General features: G+C 70.8%; 13 protein-coding genes. 7 read left to right on the top strand and 6 right to left on the bottom strand.

Annotated elements, in window-relative coordinates; all coding sequences use genetic code 11:
* Positions 1–482 precede the first annotated feature (482 nt).
* Positions 483–1523: an oxidoreductase gene (locus WMF29_RS47900; RefSeq protein ID WP_437326701.1), complete on the bottom strand. Its 1041-nt coding sequence runs from the start codon at positions 1521–1523 to the stop codon at positions 483–485.
* A gap of 456 nt (positions 1524–1979) precedes the next feature.
* On the opposite strand from WMF29_RS47900, the gene WMF29_RS47895 reads away from it, so the two are divergent.
* The 3 genes from WMF29_RS47895 (at position 1980) to WMF29_RS47885 (ending at position 9698) form a co-directional block, all read left to right on the top strand.
* Entirely contained in the window at positions 1980–3017 is a 1038-nt protein-coding gene (locus WMF29_RS47895) for a hypothetical protein (protein WP_437326700.1), read from the top strand.
* Positions 2920–4374: an HTTM domain-containing protein gene (locus WMF29_RS47890; RefSeq protein ID WP_437326699.1), complete on the top strand. Its 1455-nt coding sequence runs from the start codon at positions 2920–2922 to the stop codon at positions 4372–4374. Before WMF29_RS47895 ends, WMF29_RS47890 begins: the two co-directional genes overlap by 98 nt.
* 206 nt (positions 4375–4580) lie before the next feature.
* A complete protein-coding gene (locus WMF29_RS47885; RefSeq protein ID WP_437326698.1) occupies positions 4581–9698 on the top strand; it encodes an AAA family ATPase in 5118 nt (1705 codons plus the stop codon).
* Between the two features lie 77 nt (positions 9699–9775).
* Here the strand turns inward: WMF29_RS47885 and WMF29_RS47880 are convergent, their stop codons facing one another.
* Both WMF29_RS47880 and WMF29_RS47875 read right to left on the bottom strand, forming a co-directional pair.
* On the bottom strand, positions 9776–13321 hold the full coding sequence (locus WMF29_RS47880; RefSeq protein ID WP_437326697.1) for a PHP domain-containing protein: 3546 nt from the start codon (positions 13319–13321) through the stop codon (positions 9776–9778).
* 157 nt (positions 13322–13478) lie between these two features.
* A complete protein-coding gene (locus WMF29_RS47875; protein WP_437326696.1) occupies positions 13479–14495 on the bottom strand; it encodes a porin in 1017 nt (338 codons plus the stop codon).
* On the opposite strand from WMF29_RS47875, the gene WMF29_RS47870 reads away from it, so the two are divergent.
* Together WMF29_RS47870 and WMF29_RS47865 are read left to right on the top strand one after the other, a co-directional pair.
* Positions 14482–14898, top strand: coding sequence for a hypothetical protein (locus WMF29_RS47870; protein WP_437326695.1), 417 nt, complete (start codon positions 14482–14484; stop codon positions 14896–14898). The two genes, WMF29_RS47875 and WMF29_RS47870, sit on opposite strands and share 14 nt — an antisense overlap.
* Positions 14899–15399: 501 nt before the next feature.
* A complete protein-coding gene (locus tag WMF29_RS47865; protein WP_437326694.1) occupies positions 15400–15855 on the top strand; it encodes a hypothetical protein in 456 nt (151 codons plus the stop codon).
* A gap of 38 nt (positions 15856–15893) precedes the next feature.
* On the opposite strand, the gene WMF29_RS47860 is transcribed toward WMF29_RS47865, so the two are convergent.
* Positions 15894–16019: a hypothetical protein gene (locus tag WMF29_RS47860; protein ID WP_437326693.1), complete on the bottom strand. Its 126-nt coding sequence runs from the start codon at positions 16017–16019 to the stop codon at positions 15894–15896.
* 145 nt (positions 16020–16164) lie between these two features.
* A complete protein-coding gene (gene fumC / locus WMF29_RS47855; RefSeq protein WP_437326692.1) occupies positions 16165–17562 on the bottom strand; it encodes a class II fumarate hydratase in 1398 nt (465 codons plus the stop codon).
* 197 nt (positions 17563–17759) lie between these two features.
* On the opposite strand from fumC, the gene WMF29_RS47850 reads away from it, so the two are divergent.
* Positions 17760–18752, top strand: a complete 993-nt coding sequence (locus tag WMF29_RS47850) for a fatty acid desaturase family protein (protein ID WP_437326691.1) — start codon at positions 17760–17762, stop codon at positions 18750–18752.
* Between the two features lie 113 nt (positions 18753–18865).
* On the opposite strand, the gene WMF29_RS47845 is transcribed toward WMF29_RS47850, so the two are convergent.
* Positions 18866–19411 (bottom strand): hypothetical protein, encoded by a 546-nt coding sequence (locus tag WMF29_RS47845; protein ID WP_437326690.1) that lies wholly within the window; start codon positions 19409–19411, stop codon positions 18866–18868.
* Positions 19412–19971: 560 nt separating this feature from the next.
* Here WMF29_RS47845 and WMF29_RS47840 point away from each other — a divergent pair.
* The gene (locus WMF29_RS47840; RefSeq protein WP_437326689.1) at positions 19972–24039 is read left to right on the top strand and encodes an RHS repeat-associated core domain-containing protein; all 4068 of its coding nucleotides are present in this window, start codon (positions 19972–19974) and stop codon (positions 24037–24039) included.
* Positions 24040–24044: the final 5 nt, after the last annotated feature.

Raw genomic sequence — 24044 nt, 5'->3', positions numbered from 1 at the left:
AGCCCGAGAGGGCGTCTGGCGTGCAGCGGGCTTGCTGTGCGCGATTTTCCGAATTGCCCGGCCCGGGGCGAGGGGGCTCGTTGGGCGGGGTGGGGGCCCCGCCGAACTCGCCCGAGGCATCTCTCCTCCAGCTTCGCCGGAGGAGAGATGCCTCGGGCTCAAACATCGGCCCATCCCCCACCCCGCCCAACGAGCCCCCTCGCCCCGGGCCTACCGCTGTCCCTTTTTAACCCACCTCGGATAGCGGCCCATCCCCCACCCCACCCGACGAGCACCCTCGCCCCGGGCCTACCGATATCCTTTTTTAGCCCACCTCGGATATCGGCTAATCCCCAGGAATTATCGCTGTCGTTGTTGACGCACGTCGGGTATCGACTCATCCCCCGACAAGCAGATTAGGTACAGGGTGACGGAGGTCGCGTGAGCGATGCGCTCCTCAACCGCTTCTCGACGCAAGCAGCGGTTTTCCTACGCCGGGGCGATCACGCGTCGAGCGATATCGTCCGCCGCTCGGCCGCGCTCTTCATCGCAGCCTCGATGACGCGGATCACGTCGCGCGCCTCCTCGGCGCGCACCGGCGGCGGGGCGCCGTCGAGGATCGCCGCCGCGATGGCCTCGTAATAGGCCTCGTAGGCGCCGGGCAGGCTCTCGATCGTGCGGCGCTCGCCGGTTGCCGTGACGAGCGTGCCGAACCAGCGCGGGTCCTCCCGCCCCCACTCCGGCACGCCCGGGCGCGTGCCTGCCTTGAGGGCGTCCTCCTGGCCGTCGATGCCGTACTTGAGGAAGCTCCCGCCGTCGCCGTGGACCGCGAAGCGCGGCCCCGGCTCGGGCACCAGCGTCGAGGAGCGCACGATCACCCGGCGCCTGCCGTAGTCGAGCGTCAGGTGGAAATAGTCCACCGTGCGCGCCCCGGACCGCTGCGCCTGGAGGTCGGCCGTGACCGCGCGCGGCAGGCCGAAGAGCACGAGCGCCTGGTCGATCAGGTGCGCGCCGAGGTCGTACAGGATCCCCGAGCCAGGCGCCTCCTGCTCTCGCCAGCCCTGCTTGATGGCAGGGCGGAACCGGTCGAAGTGCGCCTCGTACGAGGCCACCTCGCCGAGCAGGCCCTGCTCGATGCAGCTGCGCACGGTGCGGAAGTCCGCGTCCCAGCGGCGGTTCTGGAAGACCGAGAGGAGCCGGCCACGGCGCGCGGCCAGCGCAATGAGATCGCCCGCCTCGGCGCTCGTGATCGTGAACGGCTTGTCGACGACCACGTGCTTGCCCGCCTCGAGCGCGGCGCGCGCGAGCGGGAAGTGGGTCTCGTTGGGCGAAGCGATGACCACGAGGTCGATCCCCGGCTCGGCGATCAACACCTCGGGCGTCGGATGCACGGCGACGCCCGAGTGGTCGGCCATGACCTGGCCCTCCCGGCGGGTCGCGATGGCGGCGAGGCGCAGCCGAGGGATGGACCGTATCAGCGGGGCGTGAAAAACGGCGCCAGCAAGACCATAGCCGACGAGGCCGACAAAGATGCGTTGGGACATGGCAGGACGGGCTCGTCCGGGACGCTAGCCCGAAGGAGCGCTGGGGGGAAGCCCGGCCGCGAAAACGCCGAGGAGCCTCCAGAGGCGCGTGACGGCGGCCGGCGAGCCACCACAGGCATCCGCAACGCCACGATCGCGCCTGGCGGGCCGCCACAGGCATCCTCCACGTTCGCTGTCGCGCTCGGCACGTTCGCTGTCGCGCTCGGCACGTTCGCTGTCGCGCTCGGTGATATGCCCAGAGCGATCCACATCGCTCGTCATCCCATGAGGCGCTCCGCACAAGGCATCTTCGAAGCGTACGAGCTCACGACGGAGGCCCGCGCGAGCGACGAGCACGGGAGAAGTGGTCATCGTGCATCCGATGTCGTCGCCCGTGCTACCCATCGCCGTGGAACGAGTCAGTTCGCGCAGACGCGGCGCGGCGGTTGCGGTAAACTCCCGTGCTTGGAGACTTTGATGCAAGCCAAGAGCATCCTTTCCGTGGTGGCCCTGACCACCTTGATCGCCGGCAGCCCCTTCGCGGCAGGGTGCAAGACCACCGCCGAGGCCAGCGTGACCGAGGAGTCGGTCGAGGCTGTCCCCGTGGCCATCGAAGATCCGCTGACCGAGGAGCACGACGGCGGCTCGGTCGGGTGGGATTTCGCGCCCGATGGCACCGTGAAGGCGATCGTGAAGGCGCCTGACGGCAAACCCATCGACAAGGACGTGAGCGGCACGCTCACGTGGAAAGGGCCGAACGGCGACGCGCAGGCCCCGCTCGCGCTCGACGCGAAGACTGGGCTCCTCGTCGCGACCGGGCCCAAGCTCGAGGCCGATCTCACCGAGGTGAAGTACAACATCGTCGTCGCCGGGAAGCCGTGGAACGGCACGCTCCACCTGCCCTCGGGGGGCACGAAGGTCATCGTCGAGGGCGCGAGAAAGGCCGAGAAGAGGCCCATCCCCCCGGGCAAGACGGGCCCGAACGGCGGGGTGATCCAGGTGGTCGGCGACGACACGATCGAGGTGGTCGCGGACAAGGCCTCCGGCCAGGTCAGGGTCTACGTCCTCGACGCGGACCTGAAGCCGGTCCCCGTCGGCGACCGCAAGATCAAGCTCGGCTTCGTGGGACAGGGCTCCGAGCTCGTCGTGCTCACCCCCGGCCCGGGCGGCCTGTACTGCGTCGGCAAGGTCGCGGCAAAGGTCAACCCGGTGAAGCTCACCGTCGTCGTGGCGCACCCGACGCACGCCGACGTGGTGCTCGTCGGCTATCGCCCCGGCGTGCACGTCATCGTCGGCCCGAGCGCGCCTGCCCTCAACGTCGTGGTGGCGACGACGTGGAACGTGGATGTGAACGTCAAGACGGCTCCGGGCGTGGTGGTGGTCCGCGATAGGGCTCCAGGCGTGGTGGTGATCCACGATGACGACGACGATGACGACGGCCGACCGGTCCACATCCACGTGCACGGCAAGCACAAGCACCACAAGCACGGGCACGGGCACGGGCACTGGAAGTGACCTCGCGCGGCGCTGGGCGGCCTACCTCACCGCCGAGGTCGACGCCGCCTCCCTCGCCGTCTTCCGCGCCGGCTATGGCGCCCTGATCGCGTGGGAGGTCGTCCGGTACGCCCTCCACGATCGGATCCACCGCTATTACATCGAGCCAGGCTTCTTCTTCAGCTTCGTCCCCTTCGTCCGTCCTTGGGGCGGGACAGGGATGTACTGGCACTTCGGCGCCCTCTTCGTCCTCGCGCTGCTCTGCGCCGCCGGGCTCTTCTACCGGGTGAGCGCCGCGCTGCTCTGCGCCGCGCTCACGTACGTCTTCCTCCTCGACAAGGCACAATACCTCAACCACCTCTATCTCCTCTGCCTCCTCGGCCTGCTGCTCGCCGCCGCCCCGGCGCACCGCGCGCTCTCGCTGGATCGCCGCCGCGCGCGCCGCGCCTCGCCGGGCGGCGCGCCGCCCAGCGCGCCGCCCGAGACCGTGCCGCGCTTCTATCTCTTCGCCCTGAAGGCCCAGATCGCCATCGTCTACTTCTACGGAGGCGTCGCGAAGCTGAACGGCGACTGGCTCCGGGGGCAGCCGCTCACCATGTGGCTCGCCGAGCACGGCGACGCGCCCCTCGTCGGGCCGCTCCTGGCCTCGCCGGCGACAGGGCTCGCGCTCTCGTATGCGGGGCTCTTCATCGACCTCTCGATGGGCTTCCTGCTCTTCTCCCGGCGCACCTTCCCCTTCGGCGCGGCGCTCGCCGTGGCGTTCAACCTCTCCAACGCCCTCCTGTTCAAGATCGGTATCTTCCCCTATGCGATGATCGCCGCGCTCGCGCTGTTCGGCGACCCCTCGTGGCCGAGGCGGCGCCTACCCTTCCTGTTCAAGGGCGCGGACGTCCCCCGCGACGACGCCCCTGTCCCCTCGCCCGCCGCGCCGCGCCGGCCCGCGCTGCCGCTCGCGCTGCTCCACGGGTATCTCCTGTTCCACCTCGTGGTGCCGCTCCGCCACTGGGTCTATCCGGGCGACGTCGCCTGGAACGAGGCCGGACACCGCTTCTCGTGGCGCATGAAGCTGCGCGACAAGAGCGTGAGTGAGCTCGGTATTCACGTGCTGGATCCGAGGACCGGCGTGCGCGAGCCGCTCGACGTCGAGGCGTGGCTCACGAGCCGCCAGGTCGGGGAGATGTGCACGCGGCCCGACATGCTCGTCGACTTCGCGCACCACGTGGCCGATCGCCTGCAAGAGGACTCCGGGGTGCGGCCCATCATCACGGCCAGGGTCGTCGCGTCGCTCAACGGAGGTCCCCCCCGCGCCCTCGTCGATCCGACGCTCGACCTCGCGTCGCAGCCGCGCAGCCTCCTCGCGCTCGTGCAGCCACCCTAGCTCCGCGTCGCCAGGCTGTTCCTTGCTAGCGCACACACCGTAGGTCCTCGTCCACGTTGCAGCGTGACACAGCACACGTCGAGCCCCCCTTCTTTGCGCTCCCTGGGTGAATCCGCAGAAGACCGCCTTATACTGATCCTTCCCGGACGTACTCGGCCGCACGGTATGCGCGGGCGAGGCCATCACGAGGTGGAGTCCAAGCACGTATGACCACCACAGCACCGTTCGATCTGCCAGGACACGTCGTCGAGCAGCTGATCCATGAGGGCGGCAAGACCCACGTTTACCGCGGCCGCCGCGCCGCGGATCAGCGGCCGGTCGTCATCAAGACGCTGAAGGGGGAGCACCCGAGCGTCCGCGATCTCGCCCTGCTGCGGCACGAGTTCGGCCTCCTGCGCGATCTGGATCTCGAGTCCGTGGTGAGGGTGTGCTCGCTCGAGAGGACGCGCGGCGGCCTCGCCCTCGTCACGGAGGCGGTCGAGGGCACGACCCTGAGGGCGATCCTCGACGATCGCCGGCTGGATCTCCGCGCGGCGCTGGCGCTCTCGGCGGCCATCGCCGACGCCATCGGCGCGGTGCACCGCTGTCACGTCACGCACAAGGACATCAATCCCAGCAACATCATCGTCAGCTCGGACCTGCGCCGCGCCACGCTCATCGACTTCGGCGCCTCGTCGCGGCTCAAGCAGGAGTTTCAACAGTCGACCTCGGCGTCCACCCTGCAAGGCACGCTCGCGTACATGTCGCCCGAGCAGACAGGGCGCATGAACAGGGGCATCGATTACCGCGCCGACCTCTACTCGTTCGGTGTCACGCTGTATGAGATGCTGACCGGAGCCCTGCCGTTCCCGGACGGCGATCCGGTGGACGTCCTCTACAGCCACATCGCGCGGCAGCCCGCCCCGCCGCACGAGCGCCGCGAGGACGTCCCCCAGCCGGTCTCCGAGATCGTCATGAAGCTCCTCGCCAAGGCGCCCGAGGACCGTTACCAGAGCGCGCACGGCGTCAAGGCAGACCTCGCGGAGTGCCTGCGCTCCCTCGAGCAGACGGGCCGGGTCCACCCCTTCCCCATCGGTCAGCGCGATCGCAGCCACGAGCTGCGCGTCCCGCAGAAGATCTACGGCCGGGACGAGGAGCGGGACCGGCTCCTGGCCGCCTTCGAGCGGGCCCGCGCGGGCGCCGCGGAGCTCGTGCTCGTCTCCGGCTACTCGGGCGTCGGCAAGAGCGCGCTGGTCCACGAGACCTACAAGGCCATCGCCAGGGTCGGAGGCCACTTCGCCCACGGCAAGTTCGATCAGCTGAACCGCGGCGTGCCCTGCGCCTCGGTCGTCCAGGCGTTCAGGGGCCTCGTGCAGCAGCTCCTCTCCGAGCGGACAGACGCGCTGGCCCACTGGAGAGCGGAGCTCGGCGCGGCGCTCGGCCCGAACGCCGGGCTCCTCGTCGACCTCATCCCCGAGCTCGCGCTCATCGTCGGCGAGGCGCCCCCCGTCGCGGCGCTCGGCCCCTCCGAGTCGCAGAACCGCTTCGACATGGTGTTCCGGAGCTTCCTTGGCGTGTTCGCCGCTCCGTCGCGCCCGCTCGTCCTGTTCCTCGACGACCTCCAGTGGGCGGACCCGGCGTCGCTCAGGCTGCTGCGGCTCCTGCTCACCGACGCCGATACACGCCATCTCCTGGTCGTCGGGGCGTACCGCGACAACGAGGTGAGCCCGGCGCACCCGCTCGTCATCACCCTCGACGCCATCCGCGCCGCGGGCGCGGCCGTGACCGACATCCCCCTCGCGCCGCTCTCCCACGACGACGTGACGGCGCTCGCCTCGGACGCCCTCGGCCGCGCGGCGCAGGACGTCGCCCAGCTCTCCGAGCTCCTCCACGACAAGACGCTGGGCAACCCGTTCTTCCTCGGGCAGTTCCTCCGAATGCTGGGCGACGACGGGCTCCTCCGGTGCGACCCGGAGACCGGCAGATGGACATGGGATCTCGCAGCCATCGAGTCGCGGGCCGTGACGGACAACGTCGCCGACTTCATGATCGCCAAGCTGCAGAGGCTCGCGCCGCCCACCCAGCGCGCCCTGACGCTCGCCGCGTGCATCGGGCACCGGTTCGACCTGCGCACGCTCGCGACGATCTCCGAGCAGCCGGCCTCGCGGGCGGCGCAGGATCTCTGGGCGGCCATGCAGGAAGGGGTCCTGCTCCCCATCGACGCCGACTACCGGCTCGTGCACCCGGAAGACCCGTCCCACGGCGAGACGGCGACCGACGCGTCGCTCGCCGTCTCCTACCAGTTCTTGCACGATCGCGTCCAGCAGGCGGCCTATGCCCTCATCGCGGACGAGCACAGGTGCGCCGCCCACCTGCGCGTCGGCCGCCTGATGCTGGCCAGCCAGCGCGGCGAGCCGCAGGAAGAGCAGCTCTTCGACACGGTAAACCATCTTAACTATGGCGCCGCCCTCATCGCCGATCCCGGCGAGCGCGATCTGCTCGCGCGCCTGAACCTGCGCGCCGGGAGGAAGGCCAAGGGCTCGACCGCGTACGGGGCCGCGGCGGAGTACTTCAGCGCCGGGCGCAGCGCGCTCGGGGACGACGGCGCCTCGAGCGATCACGCGCTGCGCTGGGCGCTCACGCTGGAGGCGGCCGAGTGCGAGTACCTGTGCGGCCGCTTCGCCGAGGCCGAGGCGCTGTTCCAGAGGCTGCTCGAGGTGGCGGCGTCGAACCTCGATCGGGCGCGGGTCCAGAGCCTGCGGATGAAGCTCTATCAGGTCGCCGGCCGCTACGACGAGGGCGTCACCGTCGGGCAGGAGGCGCTGCGCCTGTTCGGCGTCGAGATCCCCGGGGCGAGCGAGGAGATCGGCGCCGCCGTCTCCGCCGAGGTCGCGCAGATCCCGGAGAGCATGGCCGGCAGGAGCATCGAGGACATCCTGCACGCGCCGCTGCTCGCCGACGAGCAGATGCGCGCGGTCATCAACCTGCTCGCCGACTGCGCCCCCTGCGCGTACATCGGGCGGCCGGGCGTCTTCCCGCTCATCGCGCTGAAGATGCTGAACCTGTCGCTGCGGCACGGCAACACCGAGGCGTCGTGCTTCGCCTACAGCGTTTACGGGCTCATGCTCGTCGCGGCGTTCGGCGATATCCCGTCGGGATTCCGCTTCTCGGAGATGTCGATCCGGCTGAACGAGAAGCTCGGGGACGTCTCGCTGCGGGGGACGCTGCTGCACCTCCACGGCGATCACATCAACTTCTGGGTCCAGCACATCCGGAACGATCTCCCCATCCTGGAGCGGGCGTTCCTCGCGTGCATCGAGGCCGGCGACCTCGTGTACGCGAGCTACCTGGCCTTCGAGACCGTCTGGCAGGTCTACGAGAAGGGCGATCCGCTGGCGGAGGTCCACCGCGTCGCCGAGCGCTTCGCGTCGTTCGCGCGCAAGACAGGCAATCACGCCGTCCTCGAGACGATCCGGCTGGAGCAGCAGTTCCTGCGCAGCCTGAAGGGGCTCACGGCGGCCGACGCCTCGCTGAGCGAGGAGGGTTTTGCCGAGGAGGAGTGCCTGGCCGCGCTCACCCGGGCGAGCTTCGGGTGCGGTATCGCCTTTTATCACATCATCCGGCTCATCCTCCTCTATTCCCATGGCCGCCCCGCGGAGGCGCTCGCCGCGGCGGAGGCGGCGCGCCCGGTGCTCGGGGCCGTCATGGCGATGCCGATCGAGGCGACATACCACTTCTATCTCGCGCTCACGCTGGTCGCGCTCGGCGAGCACGACGAGCGCGAGCGCGAGCGGCACGCCGGAGCGCTCTCCGCGTCGCTCGAGAAGCTCGAGCTCTGGGCCCGCCATTGCCCCGACAACTTCCGCGTGAAGCACGCCCTCGTCCTGGCCGAGGCGGCGCGCGCCTCCGGCCGCGACGTCGAGGCGATGGGGCTCTACGACGACGCCATCGACGCGGCCCGCCAGAGCGAGTTCGTGCAGTACGAGGCGCTCGCGTCGGAGCTGGCCGGCCTTTACTACGCTCGCAAGGGCCGGCGGCGCATCGCCACGCTCTACCTGGACGCGGCGACGCACGCCTACCGGCAGTGGGGGGCAGAACGAAAGGCCACGGAGCTGATCCGGCAGCACGGGCTCGACCCGCTCCCCATCGCTCGAGGGCCCGCGGCGGAGCACGAGAAGGCCGCCGCGAGATCGAGCAGCCTGTCGGTGAGCCACCCGCTCCTCCACAAGCTCGCCGACGTCGCGGCGGTGCTGCAGACGACGCAGGCGATCTCCAGCGAGCTCGTGCTCGGGAAGGCGCTCGACCGCGTGATGCGCGCCGTCCTCGCGAGCGCCGGCGGCCAGCGCGGCTTCCTGGTGCTCGCGCGCGAGGAGCGGTTGTTCATCGAGGCGTCCGTCACCATCGATCCTGCGTCGATCGAGGTGGAGCTCCGGCGTCCGCTGGAGGAGTCCTCGGCCCTGCCGGTCAGCGTGGTCCATTACGTGGCGCGGACGCGAGAGCTGCTCATCCTGGACGACGCCGCGGCGAGCCCTCGCTTCGCGGCGGATCCCTACCTCGCCGCGCACCGGCCCAAGTCGGTCATGGGCCTCCCGCTCGTCCACCAGAACCGGCTCACGGGCGTGCTGTACGTCGAGAACACGCTCGCGAGCGGGGCCTTCACCCCGGAGCAGACGGAGCTGCTCCGCCTCCTGGGCGCGCAGGTCGCGGCGGCGCTCGAGAACGCGCTGCTCTACGGCCGGCTGCAGGAGGCCTCCGAGAGGCAGCGCGCCATGAACGATCGGCTCGAGAGCGAGGTGCAGCGGCGCACCGAGGAGCTGTTCTCGGTCAACGAGCGCCTGTCGCAGAAGGCAGATGAGCTGAACCGGGCCAATGAGCTCCTGCTCGAGGAGCTCCGCGAGCGCGAGCGCGCCGAGCAGGCCCGGGCAGCGCTCCAGGAGGAGATCATCGGGGTGCAGCGGCTGCGCCTCTCGGAGATGGCGACGCCCATCATCCCGATCACCGATCGCGTCCTGGTCATGCCGCTCATCGGGACGATGGACGCGGCGCGCGCCGCGCAGGTGCTGGAGGCGACCCTCGCCGGCGTGGAGCGCCACAGCCCGTCGATCGTGATCATCGACATCACCGGCCTGAAGCACGTCGACGCCGGGGTCGCCGACTCGCTGATCCGCACGGCCTCGGCGCTTCGGCTGCTCGGCGCGCAGGCGATCTTGACGGGGATGCAGCCGGAGGTCGCCCGCGCGCTCACGCAGGGCGGGATCGACCTCCGCGGCATCATCACGCGCTCGACGCTCCAGAGCGCCATCGCCCACGCGATCACGCCGTCCCCTGCCGCGCGATCCCGCTGAGCGCGCGGCGCGCTCCGCAGGCGCCCTCGACCGCTGGTAAGGTCCGCGCGGCCGCGCGCGCGGCCATCGCTTGGGCGCTACGGCGACGCCTGCTTGTCCTCGCAGCGGCCGAGCACGAAGATCCCGCAGACGTGGTCGTTCGTCAGGCACTGCTGCCCTTCCGGGCACTGCGACGGATCGAGCACGGCCGGGTCGCACGGCCTCGCGCAGAACGGAGGCGGGCCGCGCGGGGCGTCGTAGACGCCGTTCCCGTCGCGATCGAGGAAGATGGGGTTCGTGACCGCGTAGGGCGCCACCGGGTACCAGTCGGGGACCGGGGGCGACGCCGTGAAGAACCGGGAGAGCGCCTTGACCTGCGTGAACGCGAGGCTCGCGACCCGGGGCAGCTGGAGCTCGCCGAACGACACAGGCAGCGCGACCGGCGTGAGGAGGTCCTCGTCGCGCAGGCCCATCGCCACCACCACGACCCAGCCGTCCGACGGCGGCGCCGGCAACATGAGCCGCTCGTCGACGTCCACGATCGCCGACGGCCCCGAGCGCGGCTCGAGCACCCGGACCAGGCGGCCGCTCACGTAGACCTCGACGCGATCCACGCCGAACCAGCTCGCCGTCTCGATCCGCAGGTCGAGCGGCACCGCGTCGCCCTCGACGCGCGCCACGCCGCCGAACGTCGCGCCGCCGACGCTCGCGCGGATGAAGGGCCCGTAGGTCGCGAACGCGCTGCCTGCGCGGAGCGACGCCGTCGCCTCGGCGAGATCGAGCGCCGCCGGCTGGTCGGTCCGCGAGCGGAAATAGGTGCGCGGGAAGCCCGGCTCCAGCGAGGCGCCGTGGCTGTCGCTGCTCCCTACCTGCGTCGGCGAGAAGCCGTGATCGAGGTAGCGGAACAGGTCGTCGACCTGGCCCGCGTGGAAGGTGCACGGCCGATCCGCGTCCTCCGGCGGGACCGCGCCGCCCTCGCCTCCAAGGCAGAGCGCCTCCCCGTCGGCCGCGGTCCTGTCGAAGTCCCAGGCGGCGTCCTGCTCCTCGGGCGTCCTCGTCAGGATCCGCTTGGTCACGCCCCAGGCCAGCGCCGAGCGGGCGCGCTGCTGGCACACCGCGTACCGCTCGCCGGGCTTGCACGCCGGCAGGCCGCCGGGAAGCTCGGCGCACGCCGCGCGGAGCGACGCCTCGTCGTGCGCGGCGTCGATCCGGGACAGGCACCGGTTGAAATCGACGACCTCCTGCACGGTGGGGGTCCGGAGCAGATCGAACCGCTTCGCGTTGAAGACCTCCATCGCGTCGAAATCGCAGCTGCCCGCCTGGAACAGCGGGTTGCTCGCCTCGAGCGTCGGGATCGACCGGCGCAGCGTGAAGGGGTCGACGCCGAGCTGGTCGATGTACCCGATGAACCCGTCGCGCGGGTGAGCGACGATCACGAGCGCGTCCTCGCCCTCCGCCGCCGTGCCGCGCACCCCGTCGATCACGTCCCCGCCCGCGCGGCAGACCCAGTCGAAGACGCCGTGATCCGGCACGTCGAGCTCGTCGTAGCGGAGCGGGAAGCCGATGAAGTGCCCGAGCTCGAGCGTGGAGACCTCGGCGCCGACCGCCGTCTTCAGGTGCTGCTCGAGCTGGAGCTGCCTCACCGCGGGCTCGAGATCCGTGTGCACGTCGTGGTCGGTGGCCACCGCGACGTCGAGCCCCTCGACGACCGCCGAGGTCACCCGCTCCTCGAGCGGCAGGCCGCTGTCGAAGCTCGGGCGCTGGTGCAGGTGCATGTCGATCGACATCCAGCCCGTCGAGTCGACCTCGCGCGGCACGACCGCCTCGATCCGCCGCACCTCCCCGGCGCGCACCTCGAGGTCGGGGACCTCGAACCGGCCGAACTCGGGCCCGCGCGTGGCGAGGACGCGGTAGCGCCCGGGCTCGATCTCGACCGCGCCCTCGCCCGTCGCCGAACGCTCGATCTGCCGGACGCCGCTGCCGAGGCGGCCGTGGCCGAGGTAGACCCGCCTCGTGCCGTCGCCCTCGAGCGGCTGCCCCGCGGCGTCGAGCACGACGAACGTCAGCTTGGCGGGCGCGAGCCGGCCGCCCTCGTCGACCACCCGGTACGCGATCCGCGCGGGGCTCGGCAGCTCCGCCGCCACCGAGACCGTGGCCCCGGCGCCGAGCGCCACGCGGATCGGCGCCGACACGGCGGTGCCCTCGGGGTTCTCGGCGACGAGCAGGTAGCCGCCCGGCGGGAGCCGCGCGTGGAAGTCGCCGTCCTCCACCGGATCGAGCCCGAGGTCGGCGTCGATGGAGCTGAGCAGCCCCACGTCCCCCGAGCGCGCGAGGTTCGCCTCGACCAGCGCGTCGACGCTCGCGAAGGCGGCGCCCGGGTCCGGGTCGCGGAAGACGTGGACGCGCGCGTTCGGCACGGGCGCGCCCGTCGACCGCCACCGCACGGCGCCCTCGAGCGCGCCGGTCGGCGTGCCCCGGGCGCCGTACACCACCTCGGCGACGCTCGCGACGTCGCCCTCGCCCACGGCGAAGTAGCGCTCGTAGGTGAACGCTCGCTTCCGGTCGCACGCCTCGTCGTCGGAGTCCGCCGCGAGGCAGCTCCGGCCGGCGCTCAGGAAGGCCGTCGCCGCGCTCGTGAAGACGGGGACGTTGACCGTGGAGGGCGGGCCGCCCTCTCTGGCCTTCGTGAAATAGCCGTAGCTGACGTCGCCGCCCGCCGCGGCGACGAAATCGAAGCTGAGCGGCTGCTGGAACGTGTCCCTGCCGGAGAAGAGGGCGTCGAACACCGCCTTCTCCTCGTCGAAGCCCATGCCGGGGCCGAAGATGTCGTTCTGGTTGCCGAAGAAGACGAAATCGCCGGCGACGATGCCGCCCTTCCGCTCGGGATGTCCGTTCCGCTCGTCGCCAAGGATGCCCCTGAAGATGTCCGAGGGACCGGTGTAGTTGTCGAGCGAGAGCGGCTCTCCGCAGGCGCACGTGGGGCAGCCGTCGGCGCCTGCCGCGAGGCCGTCCTCGCACTCGAGCGCGCACGAGGCGACGCTCGGGCACCCGAGCACCTGATCCGGCAGGAGGAGCGTCGTGCGGATCGTGACGAACCGCTCGCCCGGGCGCAGGACGTAGTCGGTGCGGAAGCGCATCGCCGGCTTGAGGCCGTCGAACAGGAGGCCGAGCAGGTCCTCCTGGGTCTTCAGCACGCCGAGCGCGTGGAAGAGGAAGCCGCCGTCGCCCTCGACCCGGACGATCGCCTCCTGCCCGTCCGAGCCGTCGTTGACCACGAAGACCTCGGTGGCGCCCGGGTCGGGCACGAGCAGGTTGGCGACCGGGAACGACTCGGCGAAGCGGTCGCGGCCCGACGCGCTCGCGAAGCGCGGATCGGGGCGGCGCAGGTCGGCGTCGACAAGCGAGCCGCCGTAGACGCCCGGCCCCGGCGAGTGGCGCGGGCCGAGGATCGCGACCCGGATCTCGTCGTTCTCCAGGAGGAAATCGCCGACATCGGCCATCGCCACCGGGCCGCCGACCAGCTCGAACCGGTTCTCGATCGGCTTGGCGCGCAGGAGGTTCGGGTCGTCGCAACCGGCCAGGCCAACCAGGCCGACCAGGCCGACCAGGCCGAACAACGCGAGGGCGGAGCGGCGTTTTCGCATGGCGGGCCGCTAGAACGACAAGCGGGTTGAAGCCGCATGCAAACAGCAAGAAGTCGAACCGCCAAGGCGCCATGAGACGCCAAGATCTTTGTGTTTTTCTTGGCGTCTCATGGCGCCTTGGCGGTTCATCTCTCTGGTTTCCAAGCTGTTCGGTGCTCTAGAGGTTGAGCTGCAGCTGCAGCGCCACGGCGTCGTTGTCGAGCGCGACGCCGTGGCGCTCCTGCCGGTGGGTGAAGTCGGCCTGCGCCTTGAGGGTGTTGTCGATGAAGTGGTAACTCGCGCCGGCGGTGAGGGCCCAGCTGTCCGTCTCGTCCGAGAGGTCGAGGTTGGGATCGAGCCACTCGAACCGCGCGTTCACGCCGAGCTTGATGCGCCTCACGAAATACCCCAGCTCGCCGACGAGCCCTATCGACGTGACCGGGGCGAGCTGGCCGAGCGGCTGCGTCGGGGCGCTCTCGGGGTTGCTCTGGTTCCAGAGCAGCTCGGCGAGCGCGTGTGCGCCCTCGACGTGGACCAGGAGGTCGGCGCCGACGCCGTGGATGTCGCGCGTCCCGCCGTCGCTGAAGAAGTAGCTCGCGCCTGCGCCGACGCGGAGGCGCGAGACGGCGAGGTCCTGCACCGAGCGAGGGAGGGGGCCGAGCGGCTCGGTGGCGAGCCGCGCGACGTAGGCGATGTGGTCGAAGCGGTTGCCGAAGCTCGCGGCGTTTTCGACATAGCCGGCGAAGAACTGATCCGAGCGCTGGAAGCCGTTGAACATGCCGGCGAAGTAGCTGAACGCCCTGCCCCGGAAGTGCCCCTCGACGTGGAGGCCGACCTGGCGTGAGGGCGCCATGGCGCGCACGGCGAGGGGCCGCTCGATGAGCGCGCCCTCGCCGGCGCCCGCCATCGCGGAGCGGCTGAACGGCACGTCGTGCGCGCCGAAATAGAGGTTCGCGAACGGGAAGTGGGCGTAGCCGATCCACGCCTCGGAGAGCCGCGCCGAGCCGTCCGCGCCCCCGGCGAGCTCGCCCGAGACCGCGAACGGCACATATCCGGCGAGCCTCCCCGCGAAGCCGACGCGGGCGCGCCGCAGGCGGAACCCCTGCCCCTCGGCGGCGTCGCCCGCCTGGAGGAAGGCGTCCTCGCCCACGTAGGGAACGGCCTGCGCCTGCACGAGCACGATGGGCGAGAGCACGAGGCGGCCGATCGTGAGCTGGAACGGCGGTCCGCCCGCGCCGCCTGCGACAGGCGCGGCGTCCGACCCGGCAGAGGACGGAGCGCCCGCGGCCGCGGGGGGCGGCGCGGCCCCGGCGGACGGTGCGGTGCGCGGGGGCGCGGCGCCTGCCGGCGACGTGCTGGCGGCGGGTGCGCGGGGTGCGGCGACAGCGGACGGCGCAGCGCCGGCGGGCGGTGCGCCCGGCGTGGCCGCGGTGCCGGGCGCCGCGGCGGCAGGTGGCGTGGCCGGCGCGGCGCCGGGGGGAGCCGCGGTGGGCGGCGGCGCGACCGGGATGGTCGGCGCGGCGGGCGGGGGAACCGGAAGCGCGTCGGCAGCCGGAGGCTGGACCGGCAGCCGCTGGGCGGGTTGCGCGCTGGCCTGAGGACACCCGAGCCCCACGGCTGCCACGAGGACAGCGGCGATCGCAGCGCCGTCCGGCGCCGAGCTGCGTCCGCGGCGCCATGGCCGGGCACATCGAGGATCCGCACCGCGACGAGTCCATGCGCGAGGTGTCATTGGCGTCCGAGCTGGCCGGCGGGCGCGAGGAATCGCAACGAACTCGGCAACAGCCCCGCTGGCAGGCGCCTCTCGTCTATCCCACGTGTCGACAGGGTGTCAACGCGCCGCCTTGCACCCGCGTGCACCAGGCATGTTGCCCTTTCCGTGCACCCGCGATGGGCGTACACTGATTGCTCCCGAACCCCGCGGCGATCGACGTCGATCGCCGCCCGTTCCCGGAGGCGGGCTCGCCCCGCCGCCGCGCGGAAGGCCGGAGTGACCGGCGCTCCGCGCGGTCGACCTCTCGCTGGATGTCCGTCAGCCGCGTCAAGGCGCGCAAAGGAGGTGGTGAATGAGGGTGTGCAGGAGAGCGCACGGAGCTGCCGTGATGCTGCTTGCGGTGCTGGTTGCGCCTGGCCTGGCGCAGGCTCAGGAAGTGGTGCCGCCGCCCCGGACGCCCGTGGAGCGGCCTGCGACGGTGCTGTCCGACGCACAGTTCAAGGCGCGGTTGGAGGCGCTCGCAGCGGAGCTTCCATCCGCGCAGATGGGACGTAACTGGAAGCGTGTGGTCGACGAGGCGCTGCAGCGGGTGAGCGACCTGCCGCAGGCGAGCGCGCCGGCGATTCCGTCCTCGGACATTCTTGTGGATCCGGGGGCGCAGGTGGGGATCGACGACCCGACTCAGGGGTTTCCGGAGGCGGGCGCGACATTCGAGTTTGGCCCCTATGAGGTCACGCTCGCCCCGGTGGTGCTGCCCGTGTCGCCGGTGGTCTGGAACCTGCCTGGCGAGCAGGGAATCCTCCCCGGCGCGCACGTCCGGCTGCCGTGGGCTGTTCCTTAGCCTCCGGGTTGAAAAAAGAATTCAGACCGGAGGGTCGTTTACGTAGTCGTAGTCGTAGTCGTAGTCGTGGTCGTGGTCGTGGTCGTCAACGGTAGGCCGTAGACGACCACGACCACGGCCACGACCACGTAAACGACCACGTAAACGACCACGTAAACGACCACGTAAACGTTCGCGTTGGTGACCGATGGTGGGGCTTCGGGCGCAGAGCGTGACCGAACGAGCTTGGTTAACGCCTAGGCCCCCCTCTCCAAGCGCCGGGCAACTCGGTACGACCTCTTCTCCTTGGCATCCCCGTCCACCGCAGCCTCACCCGTCCCCGGAAGGCCCGATCATCCTCTCCGGTCGAACGATCTCGTCGAACTTCGCCCCGTCGAGGATCCCGAGCGCGACCGCCGCCTCGCGGAGGGTGGTCCCCTCCGCGTGCGCCTTCTTGGCGATCTTCGCTGCGTTGTCGTAGCCCACGTGCGGGTTCAGCGCGGTCACGAGCATCAGGCTCTCGCGCAGGTTCCGCTCGATGCGCTCGCGGTTCGGCTCGATGCCCCGCGCGCAGTGCTCCTCGAACGACGCGCAGCCGTCGGCGAGCAGCCGGATCGACTGCAGCACGTTGTGCACGATGAGCGGCTTGTAGACGTTGAGCTCGAAGTTGCCGCTCGCCCCGCCGACGCCGACCGCGACGTCGTTGCCGAGCACCTGAGCGCACAGCATCGTCATCGCCTCGGCCTGGGTGGGGTTCACCTTTCCCGGCATGATCGAGCTGCCCGGCTCGTTCTCCGGGATCGAGATCTCGCCGATCCCGCAGCGCGGCCCGCTCGCGAGCCAGCGGACGTCGTTCGCTATCTTGGTCAGGCTGCAGGCGAGCACCTTCAGCGCGCCGTGCGCCGCGACGAGGGCGTCGTGCGACGCGAGCGCCTGGAACTTGTTCGGCGCCGTGACGAAGGGCGCCCCCGTGAGCTCGGCGATCTTGGCGGCGACCTTCACCGGAAACTCCGGGTGGGCGTTGAGCCCCGTCCCGACCGCCGTGCCCCCGAGCGCGAGCTCGTGCAGCGGCGGGAGCGCGCGCTCGATCGCGGCGATGCCGGCGTCGAGCTGCGCCACGTAGCCGGAGAACTCCTGCCCGAGCGTGAGCGGCGTCGCGTCCTGCAGGTGCGTGCGGCCGATCTTGACGATGTCCGCGAACGCCGCGCTCTTCTGCGCCAGGGTGTCCCGCAGCCGGCGGACCTCCGGGAGCAGGCGGCGCTCGATCTGGAGCGCGGCGACGACGTGCATGGCCGTCGGGAACACGTCGTTCGAGCTCTGCGACCGGTTCACGTCGTCGTTCGGGTGGACCGGCGATTTCGAGCCCATCACGCCGCCGCTCATCTCGATCGCGCGGTTCCCGATGACCTCGTTCACGTTCATGTTGGTCTGGGTGCCGCTGCCCGTCTGCCAGACGACGAGCGGGAAGTGGTCGTCGAGCTTGCCCTCGATGACCTCGTCGGCCGCCGCGACGATGAGCGCGCACCTGTCCGCCGGCAGGAGCCCCAGATCGCGGTTGACGAGCGCCGCCGCCTTTTTCACGGTGGCGAGCGCGGCGATCATCTCCCGCGGGAAGCGCTCGCCCCCGATCCGGAAGTTCTCGAGGGAACGCTGCGTCTGCGCCCCCCAGTAGCGGTCGTCCTGCACCGCGATCGGCCCGAAGCTGTCCTTCTCGATGCGCGTCCCCATGGCCGCGTCTTAGCGGCGGCGGACGCACCCCTCAAGCGGCGCGAAGCCCTGTCGCCGGCGCGTGCGCAGACGCGTAAGCGCGTAGGCGCATTCGCGCCGCGGGGCCAAAAAGCGGGCGTGCTCTTGTTTTCCCGCCTGTTTTTTGCGAAGTTCCGGGCCGCGCACGCGCGAGAAACACGGAGATCAGCATGGCCGGCATGGACACAGTACCGCGGGAGCTGCTGCAGGCTGCCTACAGGCGCAACCCGATTCACCTGCTCAAGATCCCGCTTCATTTCGGCATCTGGGCCGCGGTCACGTGGGTGCTCTACGCGACGCAGCACCATCCGCTCGCCATCCCGATCGGGGTCGCCTGCTCGTGGTTGATCGCCAACCTCGTCCGCGGCCTCGGCGCCGTGGCGCACGACGCCGTCCACGGCAGCTGCTCGCGCTCGAAGCTCGCCTCGTACGTCATCGCCCTGCTCTGCTGGGCGCCGACCGGCATGAGCGTGACGCTGTACACGAACTACCACCTTCATCACCACAAGATCGCGAACACGTACCCTGACGTCGACAACTTCGTCGTCACGGATTACACGCGGAACCCCGTCCTCGCGAGGCTCCTGCTCCTCGCCGTCTACACGTTCGCCTATCCGCTCTACTTCCTCGGCTGCATGGCGCGGTACGTGAAGCGGCTGTCGCCGCTCCAGCGCGTCAGGATGAACCTGGAGCTGCTCGGCTTCTACGGCCTCATGGCCTTCTTCTTCTGGGTCATGCCGCGCCAGGTGTTCTTCTTCTTCTACATCCTGCCGTTCGTCTTCGGCGCCATCCTCGCCAGCGTGACCTCGATGATCGAGCACTACGAGATGCTCCCGGGGGAGGACGCCTACAGCTCTCGCACCTACGGGACGGGCGCGCGCGTCACGAACTTCCTCTGGAACAACGTCACGTACCACAACGAGCACCACAAGTTCCCGGGCATCCCGTTCTACAACCTGCGCAGCTTCCACGAGGCGGCGTATCCCTACTACGATGATCGGGTGAAGTCGGCGTGCCACCCGACGATCGTCGGCGTCGCCCTCTCGCTGTACGGCCGTATCCTGAAGCTCGATATCGCGAAGCTCGACGAGCGGTACCGCGACCTCAACAAGGACGACGAGCGGCGGAAGATGATGGCGCTGAACGGCATCCAGCCCGGCGCGACCGCCTGAACGTCCCACGCCGCGCGGCCGAAACCCGCGCGGCGCCGTCGATCATCCGTAAGACCCAACGATGGACGGTCCGTGAGGGCGCAGCGAGGCCGCGTGCGCCCGACAGGCCGGCCTCAGTCCGCGGCGAAGCAGTAGAATCGGCCCGCGCCGCCCACCGCCACGAGCTGCTGCTGGCTGCACCCGGAGGGGGCGTGCACGGAGTTCCACGAGTTGTACGGGGCTCCGCCGTTCATGTTCGGACCGAGCCCGTCGGAGTGCCCCACCTGCGGCCCAGGCGTGGCGGTGGACGACGTCCAGTCGTTGCACGTGTCGGCGAGGGCCGTGCCGTCCGCTGCAGAGCCGGTGAGCATGTCGTGCTCGTTCGGCGTGGGAGAGCCCTGCCACTGGCCGTTGATGCGGTTGCCCTTGTGATCGACGAAGAGCTCCGGGTTGCCCCCGGGCAGCGCATGCAGCGCCTCGACACTGGCGGCCACCGTGACGCCCTTGGCGTTGACCCACGGCCCCGTGCCGATGCGATCGCGGGCATCCTCCGTGCTCGTGCTCAGGTACGCGCGCCACGTCCGACCGCCAGCGCCCACCTCGGCCGCCAGCGCCTGGCAGGTCGCGTCCGCGCCGGCGATCCCTCCGAGATCGCCGCCGCTATCGCTCGGGGTGGACACGAAGAAGCCCAGGGAGGAGGTGCCCGGGTCCCCGCCGGCACCGGTAGCGGGCCCGCCAGCGGTCCCTGCGCCGCCCTCGCCGGCGCCGCCGGAGCCGCTCGTCGCGCCCGCCCCACCAGCGCCGCCTTCTCCGACGCTCGAGCTCCCCGACCCGCCGCTGCCCCCGGTACCGCCGCTCGAGGCGCTGCTGGTCGAAGCGCTGCTGCTGCTGGCCTGGTCATTACTCGTACCGCCAGAATCGGATTCATCCGAGCAGGCCGTAGAGGTGACGAGGAATGCTGCGGAAAGGACGAGGTAGATCTTGTGCACGGCAGAGCTCCTGAGTGGGCGAATGGCGCGCACGATACCGACAGCTCGCCCTCTGCCGCAACCTCGAGCGCGAACATGCGCGAAACGCGCAGGAATGCGCGAACATGCCAGCGGGATTGAGACAGGCCGAACGAGGAGGCAGCGCGATGGGCCTCGCGGCTGCCCGATCGGGTCAACGTGCTCTCCTGTGCGCCCGTGAAGAGGACGATGCGCATTTCCACTGCTCTTGTCTCGCTGTTACGCTCGCTCCCATGGCGCGCACAGCCCCCGTCCCGAATATCCCCGCGATCCCCGGCATGAACACCGGAGTCTTCATCATGGGCGGCGGCGGCAGTGGCGGCGGCGGCAATGGGACGGGCGGCAAGGGGAGCGGCAAGGACCAGGGCGCCGACGGCTCCAACGGGGGTAACGGCGCCGACGGAGGGGGGAAGTCGGCCTGCGGCGGCGCGGGCGGCGACGGCTCCGGCTGCCCGAACCACCACGGGTCGAAGAAGAGCGGGAAGGTCTCGAAGGGCGACCCCGTCGACGTCGCCACCGGCCGCGTGTTCACCGATCCCGTGGTCGACCTCGAGCTGCTCGGCCCCCTCGGCTTGCGGTTCGTGCGCCGCTACAGCACGAGCGCCCGCGAGCGCGACGTCGGCCTCGGCTTCGGCTGGGTGCACTCCTTCGCGTGGGCCGTCGAGGTGCGGCGCCAGAGCACCGTGCTGTGGACCGACACGGGCGCGGAGCTCTCGTTCGACCCGATCGCCGACGGCGACGCGGGCATCGGCCCCGACGGCTGGGTGCTGACCCGCGACGCCGGCGGGTTCGTGCTCGATGACGCCGCAGGCACGTTCTATCTCTTCTCCGAGCGCGACGGCGCGACATACCGCCTCTCCGCCGTGCGCGACGCCCATGGCAACACGACGCGGCTCACCTACCGCGAGGGGCACGTCGAGTCGATCACCGACGCCGCCGGCCGCGTCGTGCGCGTGCGGCGCACGCCCGACGGCCGCATCGCCGCGCTCGAGGTCAAGAACGCACCCGAGCGAGGGAGGTGGGGGCCCCTCCGGAGCTACACCCACGACGAGCGCGGCGACCTCGTCGCCGATACGGACGCTGAAGGCTGCGTCAGCCGCTACACCTACGACGATCACCGGCTGAGGTCGCGCACGGATCCCGAGGACCTCACCTTCCATTTCCGGTACGACGAGCGTGGCCGCTGCGTCGAGACCTGGGGCGATCATCCGGATCCGGGGCGCCTCGGCCTCGCAGAGGGCGTGCCGGATACGCTCGCCGACGGCACGAAGGCCCGGGGACTCTACCACTGCAAGCTCGTCTACGGCGACGACGGGTACTCGGAGGTGGCGGACTCGATCACCGTGCACCGCTACTTCGCCAACGAGTTCGGCAAGCTGGACAAGGCCGTATCCGGCGGGGCCGTCTACTGCCGGACCTACGATGAGAACGGCAATCTCCGCTCGTTCACCAACCCGCTCGGAGCCACGACGACCTGGGTCCGCGACGCCCGCGGCCGCACGCTCCGAGTGAGCGATCCGCTGGGCCGCACCACCATTATCGAGCGCGAGCCGGACGGGCACATCCGGCGCGTCACCGATCCCGGCGGCGGCGTCACGGAGGTGACGCGCACCGCGGGCGCCCTGTACTGGACCGATCCGATCGGCGCGACCTTCGAGGTCCGCGTCGAGGCGCGGGGGCTCATCACGGAGACCGTCGCGCCGAACGGCGCGCGCACGCGCTTCGCCCACGACGCGCAGGGCAACGTGATCCAGAAGATCGACGGGACAGGCGCCGTCACCGAGCACGTCTACGATTTCTGGGGACGCTGCCTGTCGGTGCGCGACGCGCTCGGGCACATCACGTCGTACGCCTACAACGATCGGGGCGATCGCGTCGCCGTGCGCCACCCGGACGGGGGCGTGACCCGCTATGCCCACGATCGCAACGGAGACGTCGTGCGCGTCGACCACCCGGACGGCACCTCGACGCGCTTCGATCGCGGAGGTCTCCACAAGGTCTGCGCGATCCGGCGCCCGAACGGCGAGGTGAACCGGCTCGGCTACGATCGCGAGGGCCACCTCGTGCAGGCCGAGAACGCGCGGGGAGACGTGCACCTCATGCGCTACGACACAGCGGGCCGCATGGTGTACGAGCGGACGTTCGCCGGGCTGGAGAAGTACTACCGGCACGACATGGCCGGACAGCTCCTCCACGAGAAGACCGGCGCAGGCGAGATGACCGAGTTCGCCTATGACGCGGCCGGACAGCTGGTACGGCGCACCCTGCCGGACGGGGCCACGGAGTCGTTCGAGTACGACCATTGCGGCCAGCTGATCGCCGCCGTCACGCCCGCCGGGGAGCTCACGTTCACGCGCAACGCCGTGGGCTGGGTCGTGGAGGAGCGGCAGATCGCGTCGGGGGACGCGTTCTCCGTGCGGCGCACGTACGATCTCATGGGCAACGTGATGCAGCGGACGACGTCGCTGGGCCACTCGGCCGCCTTCGCGCGGGACGCCTGCGGCCGGGCCACGCAGGTGGTGCTGGACGGGCGCACCGCGGTCGGGGTCGCGCACGACGCGCTCGGGCGCGAGATCGCCCGCGCGCTGCCGGACGGAGGGCGCATCCAGGTCGTCTACGACGCGCTCGGCCGCATGGCACAGCGCTGGGTGGGCCACCCGGCGCAAGCGAGCGCGGGCGCCGGCCGGCCCGAGTGGGTCGGCCCTCGCCCTCCGGGGACGACCGTGTACCAGGCGTTCCGCTATGGGCCGTGCTCGGAGCTCGTCGAGTCGTGGGACGACGCGCTCGGCCGGAGGCTGTTCGAGCACGACCCCGCGGGGCAGCTCCTGGGGATCCGCGACGAGCGGGGCCGGGGGCAACGCTTCGCGTACGACGCTGCGGGCAACCTCCACGAGCCGGACGGCGAGCAGCGCGCTTACGGCGCGGGGAACCGCCTGGTGCAGAAGGGCGGCACCACGTACGCATGGGACGAGTCGGGCAGGCTCACGAGCGCGCGCGACGCGGAGGGGCGGCTGACGCGGTACACGTGGAACGCCCTCGGGCTGCTCGCCGCGGTCGAGAGGCCCGACGGGAAGGTGATCGAGCTCAGCTACGATCCGTTCGCGCGGCGCATCGGGAAGCGCACGTTCGAGCGAGCGCCCGACGGGAAGCGGCGCGAACTGTCGAGCGTGCGCTTCGTGTGGGACGGCGGCGTGCTGGTCCACGAGATCAAGCGCGTGGCGCAGGCGGCTGGGGATCCCGTGGTGGAAGAGCGTACGTACTGCTTCGAGGAGGCCCGGTACGCCCCCTGGGCCCACCGCGACACGCGCGTGGCGGGCGGGCGGCGCGAGGAGAGCCCGTGGTTCCACTACCTGAACGACGACGTGGGCGCGCCCGAGCGCCTGGTCGGCCCAGCGGGCGAGGTGGTGTGCGAGCTCGACCGATCCGCGTTCGGCGCGAAGGTGAAGGAGGGCGGGCGGACCACCACGCCCCTGCGCTTCCCGGGCCAGTACGAGGACGAGGAGACGGGGCTCGTCTACAACCGCTACCGCTACTTCGACCCGGCGCTCGGCCGGTACCTGAGCGCGGACCCGGCGGGGCTCGACGGCGGGTTCAACGGCTTCGACTACGCAGGCAATGCGCCGACGCGGTTCGTCGATCCGAGCGGGCTGATGCCGTTCTCGACCGTCCGGAACGCGGCCGGGAACAACCCGGAGGGCAAGGATTTCACCGATCCGAAGAACCGTCGCGGGGTGCCGGGCGATATCGAGGGCAAGAGCCAGGGAGAGCGCGGCGGGAAAACAGCGGAGGATCATCGCGAGAAGCACTACAAGGACCCCGCGATCACCGAGGCCGTCAAGAACGCGCAGACGGCGCGCAATCCTCAGAATCAGACCGCAACGGGGGACACAACGTGTGCAGAGGTGGACGCGCTGCACAAGATGGCGAGCCAGATCCGTGCCGAAGGGAACGCCCAGCGAACGGCGAAGGGGAAACCCAAGATGACCAATGAGGAGGTGCGCGCCGAGCTTCAGAAGCGCTTCAGGAACGGCGCGACGATCGAAACCACGAACGCGGATGGTGAGGGTATGGCGCCCTGCCCCATGTGCGCCCAGATCTTCCGCGAGCTCGGCCTCCACCCGGCGAACATCGGAGAGGACGCCAAGGGCGGCGTGATCGGCCCGAACAACAAGGATGAAACCAAGGTGAACAAGATGGGCCGGTGGGACGGGACCTGGACGCAGAGCAGCGAGCGCACGAAATCTCGGGAGAAGAACGTCACCACGGTGCCCTCCTCGACGCCTCCGTTCGCCGGCACTTGACCCGC

Origin of the sequence: Sorangium sp. So ce381 (assembly GCF_051473845.1) — a bacterium.
Classification (GTDB): domain Bacteria; phylum Myxococcota_A; class Polyangia; order Polyangiales; family Polyangiaceae; genus Sorangium; species Sorangium atrum.
Note: the sequence above shows the minus strand (reverse complement) of the source record. Positions and strands in the feature narration are given on the sequence as shown.

Coding starts and splice junctions, on each gene's coding strand:
- WMF29_RS47900 (WP_437326701.1), bottom strand. CDS start 1,523: ATGTCCCAACGCATCTTTGTCGGCCTCGTCGGCTATGGTCTTGCTGGC.
- WMF29_RS47895 (WP_437326700.1), top strand. CDS start 1,980: ATGCAAGCCAAGAGCATCCTTTCCGTGGTGGCCCTGACCACCTTGATC.
- WMF29_RS47890 (WP_437326699.1), top strand. CDS start 2,920: ATGACGACGACGATGACGACGGCCGACCGGTCCACATCCACGTGCACG.
- WMF29_RS47885 (WP_437326698.1), top strand. CDS start 4,581: ATGACCACCACAGCACCGTTCGATCTGCCAGGACACGTCGTCGAGCAG.
- WMF29_RS47880 (WP_437326697.1), bottom strand. CDS start 13,321: ATGCGAAAACGCCGCTCCGCCCTCGCGTTGTTCGGCCTGGTCGGCCTG.
- WMF29_RS47870 (WP_437326695.1), top strand. CDS start 14,482: ATGGGCGAGAGCACGAGGCGGCCGATCGTGAGCTGGAACGGCGGTCCG.
- fumC (WP_437326692.1), bottom strand. CDS start 17,562: ATGGGGACGCGCATCGAGAAGGACAGCTTCGGGCCGATCGCGGTGCAG.
- WMF29_RS47850 (WP_437326691.1), top strand. CDS start 17,760: ATGGACACAGTACCGCGGGAGCTGCTGCAGGCTGCCTACAGGCGCAAC.
- WMF29_RS47840 (WP_437326689.1), top strand. CDS start 19,972: ATGGCGCGCACAGCCCCCGTCCCGAATATCCCCGCGATCCCCGGCATG.